This is a genomic window from Flavobacterium sp. 120, from assembly GCF_003633605.1.
GTDB classification, from domain to species: Bacteria; Bacteroidota; Bacteroidia; order Flavobacteriales; family Flavobacteriaceae; genus Flavobacterium; species Flavobacterium algoritolerans.
In genome coordinates, this window is sequence record NZ_RBKZ01000001.1 from 2,330,876 (window position 1) to 2,350,154 (window position 19,279).

At 35.6% G+C, this 19,279-nt stretch carries 16 protein-coding genes; all 16 read left to right on the forward strand.

Annotation, left to right across the window (positions count from 1 at the left end):
• Positions 1-15 precede the first annotated feature (15 nt).
• The 16 genes from C8C87_RS09930 to C8C87_RS10005 all read left to right on the forward strand — a co-directional run bounded on the left by C8C87_RS09930 (position 16) and on the right by C8C87_RS10005 (position 19,263).
• Complete coding sequence (locus C8C87_RS09930; RefSeq protein WP_199074777.1) at positions 16-321, forward strand: zinc ribbon domain-containing protein; 306 nt, start codon at positions 16-18, stop codon at positions 319-321.
• 12 nt (positions 322-333) lie between these two features.
• Positions 334-1,332, forward strand: a complete 999-nt coding sequence (locus C8C87_RS09935) for an alpha-ketoacid dehydrogenase subunit beta (RefSeq protein ID WP_233550027.1) — start codon at positions 334-336, stop codon at positions 1,330-1,332.
• 182 nt (positions 1,333-1,514) lie between these two features.
• Entirely contained in the window at positions 1,515-2,504 is a 990-nt protein-coding gene (locus C8C87_RS09940; protein WP_121342493.1) for a 2-hydroxyacid dehydrogenase, read from the forward strand.
• Positions 2,505-2,601: 97 nt separating this feature from the next.
• Positions 2,602-3,705: a site-2 protease family protein gene (locus tag C8C87_RS09945; RefSeq protein WP_158234593.1), complete on the forward strand. Its 1,104-nt coding sequence runs from the start codon at positions 2,602-2,604 to the stop codon at positions 3,703-3,705.
• On the forward strand, positions 3,692-4,846 hold the full coding sequence (locus C8C87_RS09950; RefSeq protein ID WP_121342495.1) for a phosphatidylserine/phosphatidylglycerophosphate/cardiolipin synthase family protein: 1,155 nt from the start codon (positions 3,692-3,694) through the stop codon (positions 4,844-4,846). Before C8C87_RS09945 ends, C8C87_RS09950 begins: the two co-directional genes overlap by 14 nt.
• Before the next feature lie 508 nt (positions 4,847-5,354).
• Positions 5,355-6,416: a reverse transcriptase domain-containing protein gene (locus tag C8C87_RS09955; protein ID WP_099714825.1), complete on the forward strand. Its 1,062-nt coding sequence runs from the start codon at positions 5,355-5,357 to the stop codon at positions 6,414-6,416.
• Between the two features lie 255 nt (positions 6,417-6,671).
• On the forward strand, positions 6,672-7,244 hold the full coding sequence (locus C8C87_RS09960; protein ID WP_121342496.1) for a YceI family protein: 573 nt from the start codon (positions 6,672-6,674) through the stop codon (positions 7,242-7,244).
• 54 nt (positions 7,245-7,298) lie between these two features.
• On the forward strand, positions 7,299-8,198 hold the full coding sequence (locus C8C87_RS09965) for a DnaJ C-terminal domain-containing protein (protein WP_121342497.1): 900 nt from the start codon (positions 7,299-7,301) through the stop codon (positions 8,196-8,198).
• Positions 8,195-8,488 carry a chaperone modulator CbpM gene (locus C8C87_RS09970; protein WP_121342498.1) on the forward strand — a complete coding sequence of 98 codons (294 nt, stop codon included), beginning with the start codon at positions 8,195-8,197 and terminating at the stop codon, positions 8,486-8,488. Before C8C87_RS09965 ends, C8C87_RS09970 begins: the two co-directional genes overlap by 4 nt.
• Before the next feature lie 49 nt (positions 8,489-8,537).
• A complete protein-coding gene (locus tag C8C87_RS09975; RefSeq protein ID WP_121342499.1) occupies positions 8,538-11,141 on the forward strand; it encodes a cation-translocating P-type ATPase in 2,604 nt (867 codons plus the stop codon).
• Positions 11,142-11,360: 219 nt separating this feature from the next.
• On the forward strand, positions 11,361-13,256 hold the full coding sequence (locus C8C87_RS09980) for an SPFH domain-containing protein (RefSeq protein ID WP_099714820.1): 1,896 nt from the start codon (positions 11,361-11,363) through the stop codon (positions 13,254-13,256).
• A 167-nt stretch (positions 13,257-13,423) separates the two neighbouring features.
• The gene (locus C8C87_RS09985) at positions 13,424-14,206 is read left to right on the forward strand and encodes an ABC transporter permease (protein ID WP_099714819.1); all 783 of its coding nucleotides are present in this window, start codon (positions 13,424-13,426) and stop codon (positions 14,204-14,206) included.
• A gap of 6 nt (positions 14,207-14,212) precedes the next feature.
• Positions 14,213-14,965 carry an ABC transporter ATP-binding protein gene (locus tag C8C87_RS09990; protein ID WP_121342500.1) on the forward strand — a complete coding sequence of 251 codons (753 nt, stop codon included), beginning with the start codon at positions 14,213-14,215 and terminating at the stop codon, positions 14,963-14,965.
• 8 nt (positions 14,966-14,973) lie between these two features.
• The gene (locus C8C87_RS09995; RefSeq protein ID WP_121342501.1) at positions 14,974-15,972 is read left to right on the forward strand and encodes an MlaD family protein; all 999 of its coding nucleotides are present in this window, start codon (positions 14,974-14,976) and stop codon (positions 15,970-15,972) included.
• Between the two features lie 20 nt (positions 15,973-15,992).
• A complete protein-coding gene (locus tag C8C87_RS10000) occupies positions 15,993-17,036 on the forward strand; it encodes a pesticidal protein Cry7Aa (protein WP_121342502.1) in 1,044 nt (347 codons plus the stop codon).
• 10 nt (positions 17,037-17,046) lie between these two features.
• Entirely contained in the window at positions 17,047-19,263 is a 2,217-nt protein-coding gene (locus C8C87_RS10005) for a glycosyltransferase (protein WP_121342503.1), read from the forward strand.
• Positions 19,264-19,279 lie beyond the last annotated feature (16 nt).

The following is a 19,279-nucleotide window of genomic DNA, read 5'->3' on the forward strand; positions in this document are numbered from 1 at the left end:
AAATCAAAAAACACCATGAAAAACTTTACATTAAACTCATTAAAAGAAAACAGAATGGAAGACATCCAATTTTGTCAAAGTTGCGGTATGCCTCTTCATGCAGACAAACTAAAAGGAACCGAAAATAACGGTATCAAAAGCAATGATTATTGCAAGTATTGTTATGTAAACAGTGATTTTAAAAATCCGGAAATGAATCTGGACGACATGAAAAATGCTGTACAAACCTATATGGAAAAAAGAAAACTTCCCAGTTATATGATTCAAAAAGCCGTAAATATTTTACCCGCTTTAAAACGTTGGAAAAGCAAACAACAATAATCAATCCTTCTCATGAAAAGCAACATGGCCACACAATCCATCACCTATCGTGAGGCTTTGAATCAAGGCCTTCGCGAAGCATTGCAAAATGATAAACGCGTCTTTTTGATGGGCGAAGATGTGGGCCGCTATGGAGGAGCTTTTGCTGTAAGCAAAGGGTTATTGCAGGAATTTGGAGAAGAGCGCATTATGGATGTCCCACTTTTAGAAGCCGGTTTTGTTGGAGCAGGAATTGGAGCAGCAATGGCTGGTATGAAACCCATTATTGAAATAATGACAGTCAATTTCAGTCTATTCGCAATGGATCAAATCGTGAACAATGCAGCTACTTTACAGCACATGTCCGGCGGACAATTGAATGTTCCTCTAATTATACGAATGGGAAGCGGTATTGGACGCCAGTTGGGAGCACAACATTCGCATAGTTGGGAACCTTTTTATGCACACATTCCAGGATTAATTGTCCTATCAGTAGGAACGCACGAAGATGCAAGAAGTATGCTGTATGCCGCCCTGCAAAGTCCTGACCCTGTGTTATTGTTTGAATATACGATGTTGCTTAATCTCGAAAAAGAAATAGCGACTGATTTGCCAATTGCCTATATTACTAAAGCCAAAGTGTTACGAGAAGGAAAGGACATTTCGATTATCACTTACGGAACCGGAGTGTATAAAAGTCTAGAGGCTGCTGCCGAATTAGCTACCGTTGGGATTGATGCAGAAGTAATTGATTTACGGGTTTTGCGACCATTAGATGAGGCTACTTTCTTGGCTTCGATTGCCAAAACACATCGGGTATTGATAGTAGAAGATGCCTGGCGCTCTGTGAGTATTTCCTCGGAAGTGAGCGCGCGTATTATGGAAAACGGCTTTTATAATTTAAATACTCCTGTACAACGATTGTGTGGTATTGAAGTCCCTATTCCCTACCCTGCACATTTGGAAGAAGCAGCCATTCCTCAAAAAAATGATATCATAAGTGCCGTAAAAAAGATGCTTTATCGGAATTAATTTTTTTGATAAAAAACACCAATTTTAGAAGCAACATAAGCATCCGTTTGCTCTTTAAAACTGCTGATTAAAAACAACTTATATTCATTAAATTTAAAAATAAGAATTGAAATTACTGAAACAAGTTTGCTAAAAATTCACTACCTTAACAAGTATTTTTTTAGAAATGAAAAACAGCAAAAATGAAAGTATTAGTCTATAGCATATTGGGTTTTGATAAGGCTTTCCTTGAAAAAGCAGCGCATGGTAATCACGAATTAGTTTTTACGGAGCAACCTTTGAATGAAAGTACCGCAGCCCTTGCCAAAGGATTTGATGCTGTTTCACTTTTTACTTCGGATGATGCTTCAGAGACAGTATTGCAAAAACTATATACTTGTGGCGTCAAATATATTGCCCTGCGTTCCGTAGGTTACGATCATGTTGATTTGGCCCGAGCAAAATCATTAGCGATGAAAGTGGCTAATGTTCCTGAATATTCGCCTTACGCCATAGCTGAACTCGCCGTAGCCTTGTTAATGGCACTAAACAGAAAACTGGTTTTAGGTCAGACGTTAATGCAAATTGGTGATTATCGTTTGGATCATTTGGTGGGTTTTGATTTGCATGAAAAAACAATAGGTATTGTAGGAACTGGAAAAATAGGAGCTGTATTTGCAAAAATAATGCATGGTTTTGGTTGTAAAATAATAGCCTTTGATATTAAGGAAAACAAGGAACTCATGGATGAAATTCCAATTACTTACGTTTCACTAAAAGATTTATGTGCCACTGCTGATGTGATATCCGTTCATTATCTACTCAATGGAACAACAAACCATCTGTTTAATAAAAGCACATTTTCATTAATGAAAAAAGGAGTGATTTTTATTAATACTGCCCGTGGAGGAATTGTAAATACAAAAGACTTATTAGAAGCAATCGAAAATAAAACCATTGGCGCAGCAGGATTAGATGTTTACGAAAAAGAGAAACCAATATTTTTTCAAGATCATACTGATACTCCAATAAATGATGATTTGTTTTTAAAACTACGTTCCCATCCTAATGTGATGGTTACCGGACATCAAGGTTTTTTGACAAACGAGGCATTAGAGGGAATTGCACACACTACAATTGCGAATTTGAATGCCTGGGCCTATAATGGTATTTCTGGAAATGAAGTGAACTGATACCCGTTTTGAAATCATTTGTAAACGAATAGAATATTTTATTGTTTGTCTGTTTTTTATAATCATGCTGCGGATAGCAGTATTAAAAACTCAAAAGATGAAAGGATCCTTTAAACTCGGAAAAGTATCTGGTATTGGAATATTCATACACTGGACATTCACTTTACTTATTCTGTTTATCATTTTTATGAACTACAAATCAGGGCAAAATGTTACTCAAATAATATGGTCTGTGGTGTTTATCTTGTGCATTTTCGTTACTGTTTTATTACACGAACTCGGTCATGCTTTAGCCGCAAAAAATTACAACATAAAAACCAAAGACATCACCCTTTTACCCATTGGCGGATTGGCCAGACTGGAACGATTACCAGAAAAACCATCCGAAGAATTAATAGTTGCTTTTGCGGGGCCTTTGGTAAATATTACATTGGCCTTTATCACAGGGATTTTCATTACGATTCCGGATACTTCAGAACAATTAATGGCAGAATTATCTAATGGCGTGAACGCGAATAATTTCTTTCTTAATTTCTTTTTAGTCAATTTCTGGTTGGCCCTTTTCAATTTAATCCCCGCATTCCCTATGGATGGCGGCAGGATTTTACGGGCGCTGTTATCGTTCAAGTTACAAAGGCATGTTGCCACAAGAATTTCGGCACGGATAGGACAACTATTGGCAATGGGATTCATTATTTTTGGATTTTTCACTTCTCCGATTTTAGTTTTTATCGGTATTTTTGTCATTATTGGAGCTCAGGTTGAAGCAGATTATACGGAGTCTAAATTCATCTTGAAAGGCTTTAAAGTCCATGATGTTGTCATGAAACAATACCCAACGATTGATGCAAATGATACTGTAAAAACAGCAGTTGAATTAGTATTGGACAGCCAAAACAAGAATTTCCTGATTACTGAAGAAGGTATTCCGGTAGGAACACTGAATCGGGACCAAATTATTATGGCACTTTCAAAAAAAGGAGATGATGAATTTATTTACAACGTCATGGACCGAAATTTAGTTTACCTCGACAGCGATTCTCTTTTAGAAAAAGTTTTTGAGCTCATTCAACTCAATAAATCTAGATTAATGCTCGTTATGGAAAATAATAAAGTTGTTGGTATTTTGGATGTTGAAAATCTTATGGAATTTCTTTTAATAAACGAAGTGAAAATAAATAAAGCCCATGATAGAAAGTAAAAATAGCCTTATTGCTCCAAAAAATCTGGAACTTGTTTACAGTGGCGAAGATTATTTTTCTCGATTAGAGGCTATTATTCGGAATTCACAGATTGAAATTCACATGCAAATGTATCTTTTTGAAAACGATACAACCGGAAATAGAATTATTAAAGCATTAAAAGAAGCCGCTTCACGTAAGGTTCAGGTTTATGTCCTTTTGGATGGTTTGGGGTCTTTATCATTTCCCTCAGAAATACTAAAAGAAATGAGACAAAGCGGCATAAACATTCGTTTTTTTGCTCCTTTATTTTCAACCTATACTTTTTACCTAGGCAGAAGACTACACCGAAAAGTTATTGTTGCTGATGCAAAAGTCGTGCTTATTGGCGGTATAAATGTAGCCGATAAATATTGTGGTTCGGATACAGAAGCACCTTGGCTCGACTATGCTGTTCAATTAAAAGGAGAAATTGCCGAACCGCTTCAAAAATTGTGTACCGATATCTATTTCAAAAAAAGACACTTACACAACAGCAAAATAAAATCTTCGTTTCTTGTTCAGGAAGATGCCATGGTTCGCATTCTTCAGAATGACTGGTTAAAAGGCAAAAATGAGATTTGTGATGGGTATATAAAATCCATTAGAAATGCGAAAAAAGACATCATTATTGTGGGAAGTTATTTTCTGCCAGGGATTCGAATCATTCGAGCCTTGAAAAAAGCATCTAAAAATAAGGTAAAAATTAAATTAATTCTTTCCGGAAAATCAGATTTACCGCTCACAAGGCGCGCTACCTGCTATCTCTATGACAAACTGCTTAACTATAATATTGAATTGTACGAATGGGACCAATCCGTCTTACATGGAAAAGTGGCAGTAATAGATGGCAATTGGACCACAATAGGATCATTTAATCTAAATAATTTAAGTTCGTATGGAAGCCTTGAAATGAATGTTGAAATAAACTCTCCTTTATTTTCTAAAATGTTTCAAGCACACCTCATCGAAATTATTGCTCAATGCCAAAGCATAACGCCCCAATCACTCAAAACTAAGAACAATCTATTTACAAAATCCATTAACTTTCTTTCGTATTGCGTTACCCGAATAATAGAAATAATTGTCACCTATACTCCCTATAAGCGATTCAATAATTGATTTATAGAATAGAAATCAAGGGTTGAAAGTCTTTTTTTGTGCCAAAACAAAAAAGTATATTCTATTTCTAAAATCAAAATCATTGTTGAAAAAATTATCACTATTAGTACTGTTAATAAATTATTTTTAATTAACTTTATATGTGATTTTTAATCATTTAAAACATTAATAATAAGCATTTTATAAATAAATAGCAATGGAACCACACCGACTAAAAACTAAAAAAAAAGAGGATTGGATTCAAAAGGATTTGGAGAGTAAAATTCCCAAATTAAGCAGTAAAATAGTGTTTATTCCCAGTCAGGATGAATTATTTTTTTAGTTCATTTCTCAAAGAAATTTGTTAGCTCAGGTTAACATCGGAGCCGTGAGTCACTGCTCTGTAATTGAATGTTCTTTCAAGCACCAGGTTTAAAAGATTCTCCGCAGAGCTCCGAACTTTTAAACCGGTATTCTTAATCGGGGTTAGGGACAGAATAGTCCCTACTCCATTAACGATTTCAACGCTATGGATTTTACTCAATACAAAGAAACCTTTACCGAAAAATCACATAAACTAGGCTATTCGCTGCCTAATATTCAACGTTGTCTTGATTATGCCGAAGTATTATTCTCTCATGACGTACCAGTTATTTACAATCCAACCCATTTATCACTTCTGGTGGGATACAAGAAAGAATACTTAAAAAAAGCGGCTGTTTATCCTCGCTATTTTTATCGTGATTTTGAGATTTCAAAAAAAAATGGCACAAAACGACTTATTTCTGAACCGCTTCCGAGCTTGAAAGAAATCCAACTCTGGATTTTGAGAAATATCCTCAATAAAGTTCCCATTAGCCCTTTTGCGAAAGCATACAAAACCAATGTAAGCCTTATTGAAAACCTGAAATTTCATAAAAATCAGCCTAAAGTATATACATTAGACTTAGAAAATTTCTTCCAATCAATTACCATTGAATTAGTTGAAAAAGAGTTTCATCAATTGGGATATTCTAAAATGGTATCGAGACTCCTCTCCAAATTATGTACCCGAGACAGAACTTTGCCTCAAGGCGCACCCACAAGCCCATATCTTTCGAATTTAATTTTTAAAGATGCCGATGCTGAGATTGCCGCCTACTGCAAATTGCATAAAATAAGATATACCCGTTATGCTGACGATATGAGTTTTTCGGGGGATTTTGATGAAAATAAACTGCTTCATAAAGTTATTGAAACTGTTGAAAAATTAAACCTTCGAATCAATAAAAACAAGACTAAACTCATGACGGCCAATACGCGCCAAACCGTGACTGGAATTGTTGTGAATGAAAAACCGCAAGTGGCATTCCACAAACGCAATGATTTAAGACAAGCCATGTATTATATTAAGAAATTTGGTTTCGAGGAACACCGCGAATACAAAGAAATTAACCAAAAAAATTATCTCGAACATTTGTTGGGGAAAATAAATTTTGTGCTACAAATAAATCCAAAAGACATCGAATTTTTAGAGTATAAATCTATATTGAAAGACCTAAAAAAGAAACAGGATTTAAAAGCTATGGAAGACGAATTACTACCAATATAAGAATTGAAAAACATTCTTGGTAAAAAAATGTTTCATAAAAACTCCTTTTAGAGTTTTTTTTATTTTATAAACACCTGAAATAAAGCTGTTTATTCCTATTTTAATACCTGGAAATTAGTTAAATTTGATAGCGCAAAATGTTTAAAAATTACAATCATTTGTGCTGTCTTTTTCATGCAAATTGATATTGATAAAAGTAAGATTACAAACTCCGGATATCTTTATAACCTATCAAATAATTAAAACTGATACCTCATGAAAAAAATAACAACCATCATCGCAACACTATTTTTATCAACTTTTCTGCTGGCACAAACAACATGGAAAGCAGATCCAATGCACTCAAAACTTACTTTTAGCACCGTGCATCATGGTATTTCGGATATAGCGGGATTATTCGAAAAATTTGAGATAACCGCAACAACTAACAAAACGGATTTTAGTGATGCTGTATTTGAGCTTTCGACTGATGTTGCCTCTATTGACACCGAAGTAGAAATGCGGGATAATCATTTACGAAGTGCTGATTTCTTTGACGTGGAAAAATATCCTAAAATGACTTTTAAAAGCATCTCCATAAAAAAAATCGGGAAGAATAAATACAAACTTGTAGGCACCCTCACATTGCATGGAATCACAAAACCGGCAATAATTACTATGTGGTATAGAGGAACTATAGTGAATGAACAATCAAAAGCAATTACTGCAGGCTTTCAGTTTAGCGGAATTTTAAAACGTTCAGAATTTAATGTAGGTTCCAAATTCCCTTCGAAAATGATTAGTGATGAAGTACAAATCAAAGCAGATTGTGAGTTCATTAAACAGTAAATACCTTCAATTAAAGTATTAATAAAGCCTACAAATTATATAAAAACAATCCAGATGGCATTTATAGACTATTACAAGATTCTTGAAGTGGACAAAAAAGCAACCGAAGCCGAGATTAAAAAGGCCTATCGAAAACTGGCCCGTAAATACCATCCCGACTTAAACCCCAACGATAAGGAAGCCGAAAGAAAATTCAAGGAAATCAATGAGGCCAATGAAGTATTGAGCCATGCCGAGAATCGTAAAAAATATGATGACTACGGCGAAAACTGGCAACATGCGGAGGAATTTGAAAAATCAAAACAACAACAGCAGTACCATAGAGGTGGTCAACATGATGGTTTTGGCGGATTCAGTGGTGGCGGAGATTTCTCTGATTTTTTTGAGTCTATGTTTGGAGGTCGTTCGTCAGGAGGTGGAGGTCGTCGTAGTGCACAATTCAAGGGGCAGGATTTTAATGCTGAACTGCATCTTGACCTAAAAGACGTGTACACCACACACAAACGCACCTTGACAATTAACGGCAAAAACATCCGTATTACTATTCCTGCCGGAGTCGAAAATGGGCAGCAAATAAAAATTAGCGGGCTTGGTGGTGAAGGCGCTGGCGGTGGCCCAAAAGGAGATTTATACATCACTTTCACTATTGAAAACCATACCAACTTTAAATTAGACAAGCACAACCTCTACTCCACTGTCTCCTTAGATTTATATACTGCCATATTGGGAGGCGATATCACCGCAGATACTTTTGACGGAAAAGTAAAACTAACCGTAAAACCCGGAACCCAAAACGGAACAAAAGTAAAACTGAAAGGAAAAGGATTTCCAGTTTATAAAAAAGAAGGTGAGTTTGGAGATTTATACATTACCTATCAAGTGCAAATACCCACAAATATTACTGAAAAAGAAAAAGAATTATTTACGGAACTCGCAAAGTTAAGAACGTCATGAACATAGAAAGCCTCATACCGATACCTGCATTATGCATTCATTATAAAGTGGAACTCTCCTTTTTTGACAACCTCAGCGAAATGGGTTTACTCGAAATAAAAACAATCGAAGAAACACAATATATCGATCCGGATGCCATCTATGAAATAGAGAAAATGATACGCATCCATCAGGAATTAGATCTTAATACTGAGGGAATTGATGTGGTGTTTAATCTATTACAAAAAATTGATGCTTTGCAAAATGAGCTTGTTTCCACTAAAAACAGATTACGTTTGTATGAAAGTTGAGATTTGATAATCCCAATATTCTTTTTACTGAATATAAAAAGTAAAAAATATGAACTGGCATTTACTACCGTTATCAGAAATAACACAGTTGCTAAATACAACTCCATCCGGTATTGATGATATTACGGCATCAGAACGCTTGTGCGAACATGGGAAAAATCAAATTGAAGATAAAAAGAAGAAGACAATTCTACAGATGGTACTTTCTCAGTTATCTGATTTCATGATTCTCATCCTTATCGCTGCGGCAATTATCTCAGGCATAATAGGTGATGTTACGGATACAATAATTATTCTTGCCATCATTATTATAAATGCTGTCGTGGGATTTATCCAAGAATATCGGGCTGAAAAAGCAATGGAAGCATTAAAGAATATGGTCGCAAACCATGCCCGTATTTTACGTGAAGGAAAAACAATCGACCTTCCTGCATCGGATATTGTCCCTGGTGATGTAGTGGTACTTGAAGCGGGAAATGTTATTCCTGCTGATGTCCGTTTTTTTGAAACCCATCAGATAAAAGTCGATGAATCAGCACTTACGGGCGAATCAAACAATGTAGAAAAAAATCCTGAGGAACTTCCCGAAGGAAATTATGCGCTTGGTGACCAAACCAATATGGGATACAAAGGAACATTTGTGACTAACGGACGAGCGCTGGCTTACGTTACAGCAACTGGAATGCATACTGAACTTGGACACATCGCAAAAATGATCCAAACCGATGAAACCTCTACGCCTTTACAAAAAAGGTTAGCAGCTTTTGGCAAACGATTATCAGTGATTATACTTATTATCTGCGCTATAATTTTCTTAATCGGATGGTTGCGGGGAGAATCTGTTTTGACCATGTTGATTACTTCTATTTCACTCGCTGTTGCCGCAATTCCTGAAGCTTTACCTGCATTAGTTACGATTGCACTTGCCTTTGGTGCTAAAAAATTAGCTAAAAGCAATGCCCTTATTCGAAAATTACCGGCTGTGGAAACTTTGGGTTCCGTCACTTACATCTGTTCTGATAAAACGGGAACTCTTACGTTGAATAAAATGACTGTACAGGAAATTTTTGAAACATCGGATACAGAGTATGAGCCATTTTTTAAAGAAAAAAACATATTGCTGCACGCTATCGCTTTAAATAATGATGTTACAAAAGATGAAAACGAAAAATGGTTGGGCGATTCAACAGAGTTGGCATTGGTACAATATGCATCCGATAAAAATTTGAATCGCTCTGATTTAGAACAAAAATTACCTCGAATTGGAGAATTGCCTTTCGATTCTAAAAGAAAATGCATGACTACAATGCATCAAACCCAAAATTCTAATGGTGAAATCATCGTGATTACAAAAGGGGCTGTCGATGTATTGTTTCACAAACTGAATGACAATCAAAAATCACTTATTCCTGAATTTGAACGTAAAGTCAACGAAATGGCCGAAAAAGGATATCGGGTTTTAGGGTACGCAATGAAAACACTTTCGTCCTTACCGGATACTTCAGATACTAATTTGATAGAAAATGAGTTAACACTTATTGGGTTTGTAGGCATGATTGATCCACCACGAGAAGAAGCAAAACAAGCAGTTTCTGAATGTAAGGAAGCCGGTATTATTCCGGTAATGATTACGGGTGACCACAAGCTGACCGCCAAAGCAATTGCCGAAAAGCTAGGCATTATTGTCACGGATGACGACCTAGTTTTAACAGGTTCAGAACTAACTGCATTAACACAGAGTGAGTTTATCCAAATTGTAGAAAAGGTAAAAGTGTATGCCCGTGTAAATCCAGAACAGAAACTAAGAATCATTAATGCTTTACAATCCAAAAATCATTTTGTGGCAATGACTGGCGATGGTGTGAATGATGCTCCGGCACTAAAAAATGCTGATATTGGTATTGCTATGGGAATCAACGGAACCGAAGTTTCTAAAGAAGCCTCGCACATGATTTTATTGGATGATAATTTTGCTACCATCATTATTGCCGTTAAACACGGCAGAAAAATATTTGATAACATCCTAAAATTTATCAAATACATTATGACAGGAAACTCAGGCGAAATATGGGCGATTTTTTTAGCTCCATTTTTTGGGTTACCAATTCCGCTATTGGCAATTCACATCCTTTGGATTAATCTGGTAACGGATGGTTTACCCGGATTAGCACTAGCCTCAGAACCATCTGAAGCAAATATCATGAAACGTTCCCCCAGGAATCCGAAGAAAAATATTTTTTCAAACGGGATGGCTTTACACATTTTATGGATTGGTTTTTTAATGGGCTGCGTCACCATAGGAATGCAAGCTTACGCGATATATAACGCCAATACACATTGGCAAACGATGGCTTTTACGGTGCTTTGTTTTAGCCAGTTGGGACATGTAATGGTCATTCGTTCCGGGCGTGAATCTATATTCAAAATTGGTTTTTTTTCTAACAAACCTATGGTTGGTGCCCTATTTATAACCATTGTCCTTCAATTCATGATTATTTACATGCCTTTCTTTAACGAAATTTTTAAGACCCAACCTTTATCTTTATATGAATTGGGACTCACCTTAGCGATATCTAGCATTGTATTTTGGGCCGGAGAAATAGAGAAATGGATTAAAAACAGACGAGTTATTGACTTCCATGTTCTGTTTTAAAATAATTTATGAGCAAAAAAACACTGCAAAAAATGTTAATATTCAAAATGCCAACTTTTGATTGAATCAAAATTAATCGGGTCTTAAAGAGCCTGTTTACAGTGTTAAAAGCCATATTTTTTTATATAAATTTAGTAAGATTATTCAAACGTTAATTATTCTAATTTTTAGAATTAACACTAAAAATTGCCTTAATTTTACAATTCTAATTTATATAATATGACAACAATTACAAATTATTGGTGGGTACTGGTATTGATTATATGCCTGATTCTTTACAAATTCGTTTTACGTGTTTTCTTCGGAATGGTAATCGTTCCTGAAGATAAAATTGGTTTAGTGACCAAGAAATTTGTCCTCTTTGGATCCGAAAAATCCTTACCAGACGGTAGAATTATAGCTACCAAAGGGGAAGCTGGTTTTCAGGCAAAAACACTTGCTCCAGGGTTATATTGGGCCATGTGGCCTTGGCAATTTTCTGTTGAAATGGCTCCATTTACCATTATTCCTGAAGGTAATATTGGTTTGCTTTTAAGTAAAGATGGTGCCGAAATACCAACGGGTAGAATTTTGGCACAAAAAGTGAACTCCGACAATTTTCAGGACGCTACCTTATTTCTGAATAATGGCGGGCAAAAAGGACGTCAATCCGCCTTTATAACTACAGGATCTTACAGGATTAATACCTTTTTATTTGAAGTGGTAATGTCTCCTCAAATTGTGATTTCAGAGAATATGGTCGGAATTGTAACTGCTATGGATGGTGAGCCAATTCCTATTGGTCAAATTGCAGGTAAATTTGTTGAAAATCATAATAACTTTCAAGATTTTGATCAATTTCTAAAAAATGGCGGAAATCGTGGATTGCAACCACAGGTTATGCTTGCCGGATCCTATTATATCAATACTTGGGCGATACAAATAGAGCAAACTCCTATGACAGATGTGCCTATAGGGTATGTTGGGGTTGTGATCTCTTATATTGGCGAAGACGGACAAGATGTAACAGGTGATACTTTCAAACATGGAAATATTGTTTCAAAAGGGCAACGTGGTGTATGGATGGAGCCGCTAGGTCCCGGAAAATATGCCTTAAATAAATACACTACTAAATTAGAGCCTGTTCCTACAACAAATCTAGTATTGAACTGGGCAGATGCACGCAGTGAATCCCATAATTTAGACCAAAATTTATCCACAATTACGGTTCGTTCAAAAGATGGTTTCCCTTTTAATCTGGATGTGTCCCAAATTATTCATGTTCCCGCGAATGAAGCTCCAAAAGTAATTGCCCGTTTTGGGAGTATGAATAATCTTGTTTCACAGGTTTTGGAACCAACAATTGGGAATTATTTTAGAAACTCTGCTCAGGAAAGTGATGTAATATCCTTTTTATCAACAAGAAAAGAACGTCAGGAATCTGCTAAAAATCATATCAAAGTGGTTCTTGATGAATACAATGTAAATGCAGTTGACACACTAATAGGAGATATTGTACCTCCAGAATCCTTAATGAAAACTCTGACTGACAGGAAGATTGCCGAAGAAGAGCAAAAAACCTATCAGACACAAAGAATGGCTCAGGAACAACGTCAGGGAATGGAAAAAGAAACCGCTATTGCGGATATGCAAAAAGAAATCGTAAAAGCATCTCAAAGTGTTGAAATTGCCCAACGTACTGCTGATGCAACAGTTAAAAAAGCAGAAGGAGATGCAACCAGTTTAAAATTAAATGTAAATGCAGAGGCAGAAGCTACAAAAATGCGTGCCAATGCCGAAGCGGAAGCTACTAAAGCAAGAGCTGGAGCACAAGCAGAAGCGACAAAACTAACTGCAAGTGCCGAAGCTGAAAGAATTTCTAAAACGGGTCTTGCCGAAGCTGAAAAAATTATGGCTATTGGTAAATCAACTGCAGAAGCCTATCAATTACAAGTTTCTGCAATGGGTGGTGATAACTTCACGAAATACAAAATAACGGAGGAGATTGGCAAAGGAAAAATCAAAGTAATTCCTGATGTTTTAATCTCTGGAAATAATGGCTCTGATGGACCAATCAGCGGTCTTCTTGGAATGAAACTAATGGAAATGATGGATACAAAAAGTGAGAAGGAATAAACATAGTTTTTTATAAAATGTTCAACAAACGCCATTCAAAATTTGAATGGCGTTTGTTTTTATAATTTCTCAAAAAAACAACCAAAGAACACCATTAAATACTGATAATCAGGTAAATAATTGTATATTTGAATAACTTTTTTTATTAAAAATTAATTCATTTGCTAATGAATAGTATTTTTAAAATAATCGAATTGTTTAAAACTTTTTTACTTGAAGTTGGCGAGCTCTCTTATTTTGCCGGGCGTTTTTTTAAAGAAGCTTTTAAAAGCCCTTCGGAATTCAAAGAGTTCCTTAGACAATGCTTTTATATGGGAAATCGTTCCTTGTTGCTTGTTGCAGTTACAGGATTTATCATTGGTTTAGTATTCACTTTACAGTCACGACCCACATTGCAGGAATTCGGAGCCGTTTCCTGGATGCCGTCCATGGTGAGTATTTCGCTTATCAGAGAAATTGGCCCCATCATTACCGCTTTAATTTGTGCTGGTCGTATTGGTTCCGGTATTGGTGCTGAATTAGGTTCTATGAGAGTTACAGAGCAAATTGACGCCATGGAAGTTTCCGGTACAAATCCTTTCAAATATTTAGTGGTAACCCGCATATTAGCAACTACTTTCATGCTTCCTATTTTGGTTTTTTTTGGAGATGCCATTGCCATTTTTGGTTCATTTTTAGTAGAAAACATAAAAGGGAATGTTTCTTTTTTATTGTATTACAATCAGGTTTTTGATGCATTGGAATTTGGGGATTTAATACCGGCAACCATAAAAACATTCTTTTTTGGTTTTGCCATCGGGTTAGTGGGTTGTTTTAAAGGATATTATTGTAAAAAAGGAACTGCAGGTGTCGGTTTAGCTGCTAATTCTGCGGTGGTTTTTACCTCGATGTTATTGTTTATTATTGATTTTATTGCTGTTTTTATCACTGATATTTTTTATGATTTATAACTGATTATGAATACATCTATACCAAATCAAAAGGCCATAATAGAAATCAAAGACTTAAAAAAAAGCTATGGTGATAATCATGTTTTGGATGGTTTTAATATGGTTTTGAATGAAGGAGAAAATCTGGTTATCATGGGAAAATCAGGTTCAGGAAAATCTGTTATGATAAAATGCCTTATTGGATTAGAAGAACATGACAGTGGAACTGTAGTAATAATGGGAAAGGATATTAGCGAACTCAGCCGGGAAGAACTGGATGACCTTCGGACAGAAGTAGGTTTTCTTTTTCAGGGAAGCGCACTCTATGACTCAATGACCGTCAGGGAAAATTTAGAATTTCCTTTGCGCCGTCACAAAAAAAAATTTGGAAAAATAACCGATACCACGCCACTGGTTATGGAAGCTTTAGAAAATGTGGGGCTGGCTCATACCATAAATTTAATGCCCGAAGAGCTTTCGGGAGGAATGAAACGAAGAATCGCTTTGGCCAGAACTTTAATTCTGCAGCCAAGAATAATTCTTTATGATGAACCAACTACTGGATTAGATCCTATTACGGCAAAGGAAATTTTGCTGCTAATGATGTCTATCCAAAAAAAATACAACACTTCGGCAATTATCATAACACACGATGTGGATTGCGCCAGAGTGATTTCGAACCGAATGATTTTATTAGTTGACGGTATCAATTATATCGAAGGAACTTTTGAGGAATTATCAACCTCAACAGATCCTAAAGTACAAGCTTTCTTTAAATAAGAATACATATGGAAAAAACGACATCACAAAAACTGCGCCTTGGACTTTTTGTAATCATCGGATTAACGCTATTTGTACTAGCAGTGTATTTCATTGGCGATAAGCAAAAAATGTTTGGAAAAACCAATCATCTTAAAGCGGTTTTCAACAATGTAAGCGGCTTACAATTAGGCAATAATGTACGGTATTCAGGAATAAATGTAGGCACTGTACGCGGAATGGAAATGATCAATGACTCCACCATTAAAGTCGATATGCTCATAGATAAAACCATTTTTCCCCACATCAGAAAAAATGCAATTGCCACGATTGGCTCTGATGGTTTAGTAGGTAATATGATTATAAATATTATTCCCGGTAAAGGGATGGAAGTCGCTGTGAGTCCCGGCGATGAGATTAAATCCTTAAGCCGAATCCGTACTGATGATTTACTGAATACCCTTGGTGTGACCAATAAAAATGCAGCGCTTCTTACGGCTGATTTACTAAAAATTACGCAGGAAATCAATCAAGGCAAAGGAACGGTGGGTTTGTTGATTAAAGATTCCACTGTAGCCAATAACCTGAAAGAAACCATGCTGTACTTAAAAATTACCGGAAAAGGAACTTCCGAATCTGTGACAAAATTAAACCGACTCATTTCTTCTTTAGAAAACAAAGATAATGTGATAGGCTTTTTGAAAGATACGGCTGTTGCCAATGATATGAAAGCAGTCGTTCGCAATTTAGACAAATCCAGCACTGAAATAAACAAAGTAGTAACCAATCTCAATGCGACAATTGCAAACATTAAAGATGGAAAAGGAGCTATAAATTACTTGTCGAATAATCCGGCATTAGTTCGAAAAATAGACTCTACGATGACAAATATTAACGAAGCGAGTTTGCGTTTGAATGAAAATATGGAAGCCTTGAAACACAATTTTTTATTTCGGGGTTATTTTAAAAAACAGGAAAAAGCAAGAAATAAAGAACCAAAGAAAGAAGAAGTGGATAAAAAATATTGAACAGCAAAAAAGATGGAATCATGGTTACAATAGAGAAATTAGGAATAATTCTAAGTCCTACTGACAATACATTTGAAAATAACGGTGTATTCAATCCCGGTATCTATCAGGATGGAAATACCATTCATATTTTATACCGAGCGGTAGAACACGGAAATTTTTCAACCATAGGTTATGCAAAAATGGATGGCCCACTTAAAGTAACGGAAAGGCATGAAAAACCATTGATAACCCGTGATTTTGATTACGAAAAACACGGCGTAGAAGATCCCCGAATTGTAAAAATTGAGGATACTTATTATATCACCTATACTGCTTATGATGGCGTCAATGCAATGGGAGCACTAGCTACGTCAAAGGATTTGATTCATTTTGAGAAACATGGAATCATAACTCCGCATGTAAATTACCAAGAATATGAAAATTTTGTAACTTTTTGTGACATCAATAAAAACAAGTTAAATCCAAAATACCATCAATACTATAACCTTTTTGCTCAAATAGGATTAGTTGAAGATGAACACAGATTACTCAGAGATAAAGATGTGGTTTTATTTCCAAGGAAAATAAACGGAAAATTTGTGTTATTGCACCGCATTTGGCCTGGAATTCAGATTGTGCAATTTGATGATTGGAAGGATTTAACCGAATCTTTTTGGGAAGATTATCTTAAAAATCTTGTCAATCATATCGTACTTGATCCAAAAGATATCTTTGAGGTAAACTACATTGGTGCCGGCGGACCGCCTATAGAAACTGAATTTGGCTGGTTGATAATCTATCATGGTGTTCAGGAAACTACAACAGGAAAAATATATCATGCCAAAGCCGCATTACTGCAATTAGACAAACCCGAAATTGAAATTTCCAGATTACTTTATCCCCTATTTTCCCCTACCAAGGAATGGGAAATAGAAGGCGAAGTAAGAAACATAGTATTCCCAACCGGTCATGCTTTATTTGGGAATGACCTTTACCTCTATTATGGTGTAGCGGATAAGCATGTTGCCGTAGCAAAATTAGACATTAATGAATTGCTACTTGAATTGAGACAGCAATCGTAGAAAAAGCGCCATGAAACTCCAAAAAGGAATAAAAATGTTACTTGTAAGTTCGTATCCACCAAGAGAATGTGGTATAGCAACTTTTTCAAATGATATTGTCAATGCAGTGAAAATTGTTTTTGGAGATACATTGCCGGTTGAAGTATGCGCTTTGCAAAATAGTGAGCAACACTTTGAATATAGTAATGAAGTAAGCTTTATTTTACCCGTTGATTCATTGGAACATTACCGAATGGTTGCCGAAAAAATAAATGAACGAAACGATATAGGACTTGTGTGCATTCAACATGAATTTGGTTTATTCAGGGGAGAATATGGGGATCATATACTCTCTTTTATATTAGCTTTAAACAAACCAATTGTTACTGTTTTTCATACCGTGCTACCCAATCCGGATGAAAAAAGAAAGAAAATAGTTCATGCAATAGCTGATTTATCTGATCGTATCATTGTGCTCACTAAAAACTCACAGACAATTTTGACTACTAATTACAGTGTTGAAAAAACCAAAACTATTGTAATTCCGCATGGCAATCACAATGTATTATGGGAACAAAAAAACATTTTAAAGAACACTTATGGTTTCTCGGATAAAATAGTGATGGCTACATTTGGTTTAATCAGCCAAAATAAAGGTATTGAAACCGTATTACAAGCGTTACCTGAAATTGTTAAAAAAAATCCCGAAGTAGTTTTTTTGGTGATTGGAAAAACACATCCTGAAATAATCCGTCAAGACGGAGAAATGTACCGAAACAGTCTTATCAATATTGTACAAGAACTTCATCTGGAAAACAATGTCATTTTCATTAATGAATACCTGCAATTGTCGCAATTACTGGAATATTTAACTTTATCAGACATTTATTTATTCTCTTCCAAAGACCCTAATCAAGCCGTAAGCGGGACATTTGCTTATGCCATGAGTTGCGGTTGCACTGTAGTTTCTACTCCAATTCCGCACGCCGTTGAAGAATTGGTAAATGGCAACGGAATACTTTTGAATAGTTTTGAAAGCTCAGAAGAATTCAAAAACGCAATAGTATACTTGATTGAAAATAAAGAAGAACGAATAGCGATGGGCAAAAATGCCTTTTCGTTGTCACACGCCACTAACTGGGAAAATATTGCTATTCAATATCGATTGCTTTTTGACCAATTAACCAATCGAGAAGAAGATTTAAGGTTCAATTTTCCTCCTATAAAACTAGACCATATCAAGAAACTCACTACTGATTTTGGAATACTTCAGTTTTCAAAATTCAGCCAGCCCGATCCTGAATCAGGTTACACATTAGATGATAATGCCAGAGCATTGATCAATATGGTTCTGTATAATAAAGCTTTTCCGGATAAAAACACCTTAAAACTAGCCAATACATATCTGAATTTCATAGAAGGCATCCAGCAAAACAACGGTTGGTTTGACAACTACAAAGATTTTGACCATCAATTAACCAAACAAAACAAAGAAGTAAATCTTGAAGATGCTAACGGCAGAGCATTATGGAGTTTAGGAACCGTAATTTCCCACAGGGACACTTTACCCTTAGAAATGATTTGCCAAGCGGTAAAATGTTGGGATAAAGCCATCAAAAGAATTGATGATATTAAATCTCCAAGAGCAATTGCGTATGCGTTGAAAGGCCTATATTTATATCATTCTATTTATAAAGACGAAGAGATAAAGACCCATATAGAGAAACTTGCCGATGAACTTTTGCGCCATTATAATATCAATTCAGCCGAAAATTGGTGCTGGTACGAGGATTATATGACCTATGCCAATAACGTTTTGCCAGAAGCGATGATGTACAGTTATTTAGTAACCAAAAATCCTAAGTACAAAAAAATTGCGGCAATCACATTTGATTTTCTGCTTTCTCATTATTTTATGAAAGGACAATTGAAAGTAATCTCAAACAGAGGTTGGTTTAAGAAAGAAAATGAAAGGATTTTCTACGGAGAACAACCTATAGAAGTGGCAACTACCATTATTGCATTGGATTTATTCTATGAAGTTACCCGAAATAAAAAATACAAAGACCAACTTAAACTGGCTTTCATCTGGTTTTTAGGAAATAATCATTTGAAACAAATCATGTACAATCCAGAAAACGGAGCGTCCTATGATGGACTGGAAGACAAACATATTAACATCAATCAAGGAGCTGAATCGACTTTATGCTATTTTAAAGCCCGACTAATAATGGAAAAATATACCTAAAATTAAACGTATCATT

Bases quoted from the DNA above. Each gene is read 5' to 3' on its own strand.
- C8C87_RS09930 (WP_199074777.1), top strand. From the start codon at position 16: ATGAAAAACTTTACATTAAACTCATTAAAAGAAAACAGAATGGAAGAC.
- C8C87_RS09935 (WP_233550027.1), top strand. From the start codon at position 334: ATGAAAAGCAACATGGCCACACAATCCATCACCTATCGTGAGGCTTTG.
- C8C87_RS09940 (WP_121342493.1), top strand. From the start codon at position 1,515: ATGAAAGTATTAGTCTATAGCATATTGGGTTTTGATAAGGCTTTCCTT.
- C8C87_RS09945 (WP_158234593.1), top strand. From the start codon at position 2,602: ATGAAAGGATCCTTTAAACTCGGAAAAGTATCTGGTATTGGAATATTC.
- C8C87_RS09950 (WP_121342495.1), top strand. From the start codon at position 3,692: ATGATAGAAAGTAAAAATAGCCTTATTGCTCCAAAAAATCTGGAACTT.
- C8C87_RS09955 (WP_099714825.1), top strand. From the start codon at position 5,355: ATGGATTTTACTCAATACAAAGAAACCTTTACCGAAAAATCACATAAA.
- C8C87_RS09960 (WP_121342496.1), top strand. From the start codon at position 6,672: ATGAAAAAAATAACAACCATCATCGCAACACTATTTTTATCAACTTTT.
- C8C87_RS09965 (WP_121342497.1), top strand. From the start codon at position 7,299: ATGGCATTTATAGACTATTACAAGATTCTTGAAGTGGACAAAAAAGCA.
- C8C87_RS09970 (WP_121342498.1), top strand. From the start codon at position 8,195: ATGAACATAGAAAGCCTCATACCGATACCTGCATTATGCATTCATTAT.
- C8C87_RS09975 (WP_121342499.1), top strand. From the start codon at position 8,538: ATGAACTGGCATTTACTACCGTTATCAGAAATAACACAGTTGCTAAAT.
- C8C87_RS09980 (WP_099714820.1), top strand. From the start codon at position 11,361: ATGACAACAATTACAAATTATTGGTGGGTACTGGTATTGATTATATGC.
- C8C87_RS09985 (WP_099714819.1), top strand. From the start codon at position 13,424: ATGAATAGTATTTTTAAAATAATCGAATTGTTTAAAACTTTTTTACTT.
- C8C87_RS09990 (WP_121342500.1), top strand. From the start codon at position 14,213: ATGAATACATCTATACCAAATCAAAAGGCCATAATAGAAATCAAAGAC.
- C8C87_RS09995 (WP_121342501.1), top strand. From the start codon at position 14,974: ATGGAAAAAACGACATCACAAAAACTGCGCCTTGGACTTTTTGTAATC.
- C8C87_RS10000 (WP_121342502.1), top strand. From the start codon at position 15,993: ATGGTTACAATAGAGAAATTAGGAATAATTCTAAGTCCTACTGACAAT.
- C8C87_RS10005 (WP_121342503.1), top strand. From the start codon at position 17,047: ATGAAACTCCAAAAAGGAATAAAAATGTTACTTGTAAGTTCGTATCCA.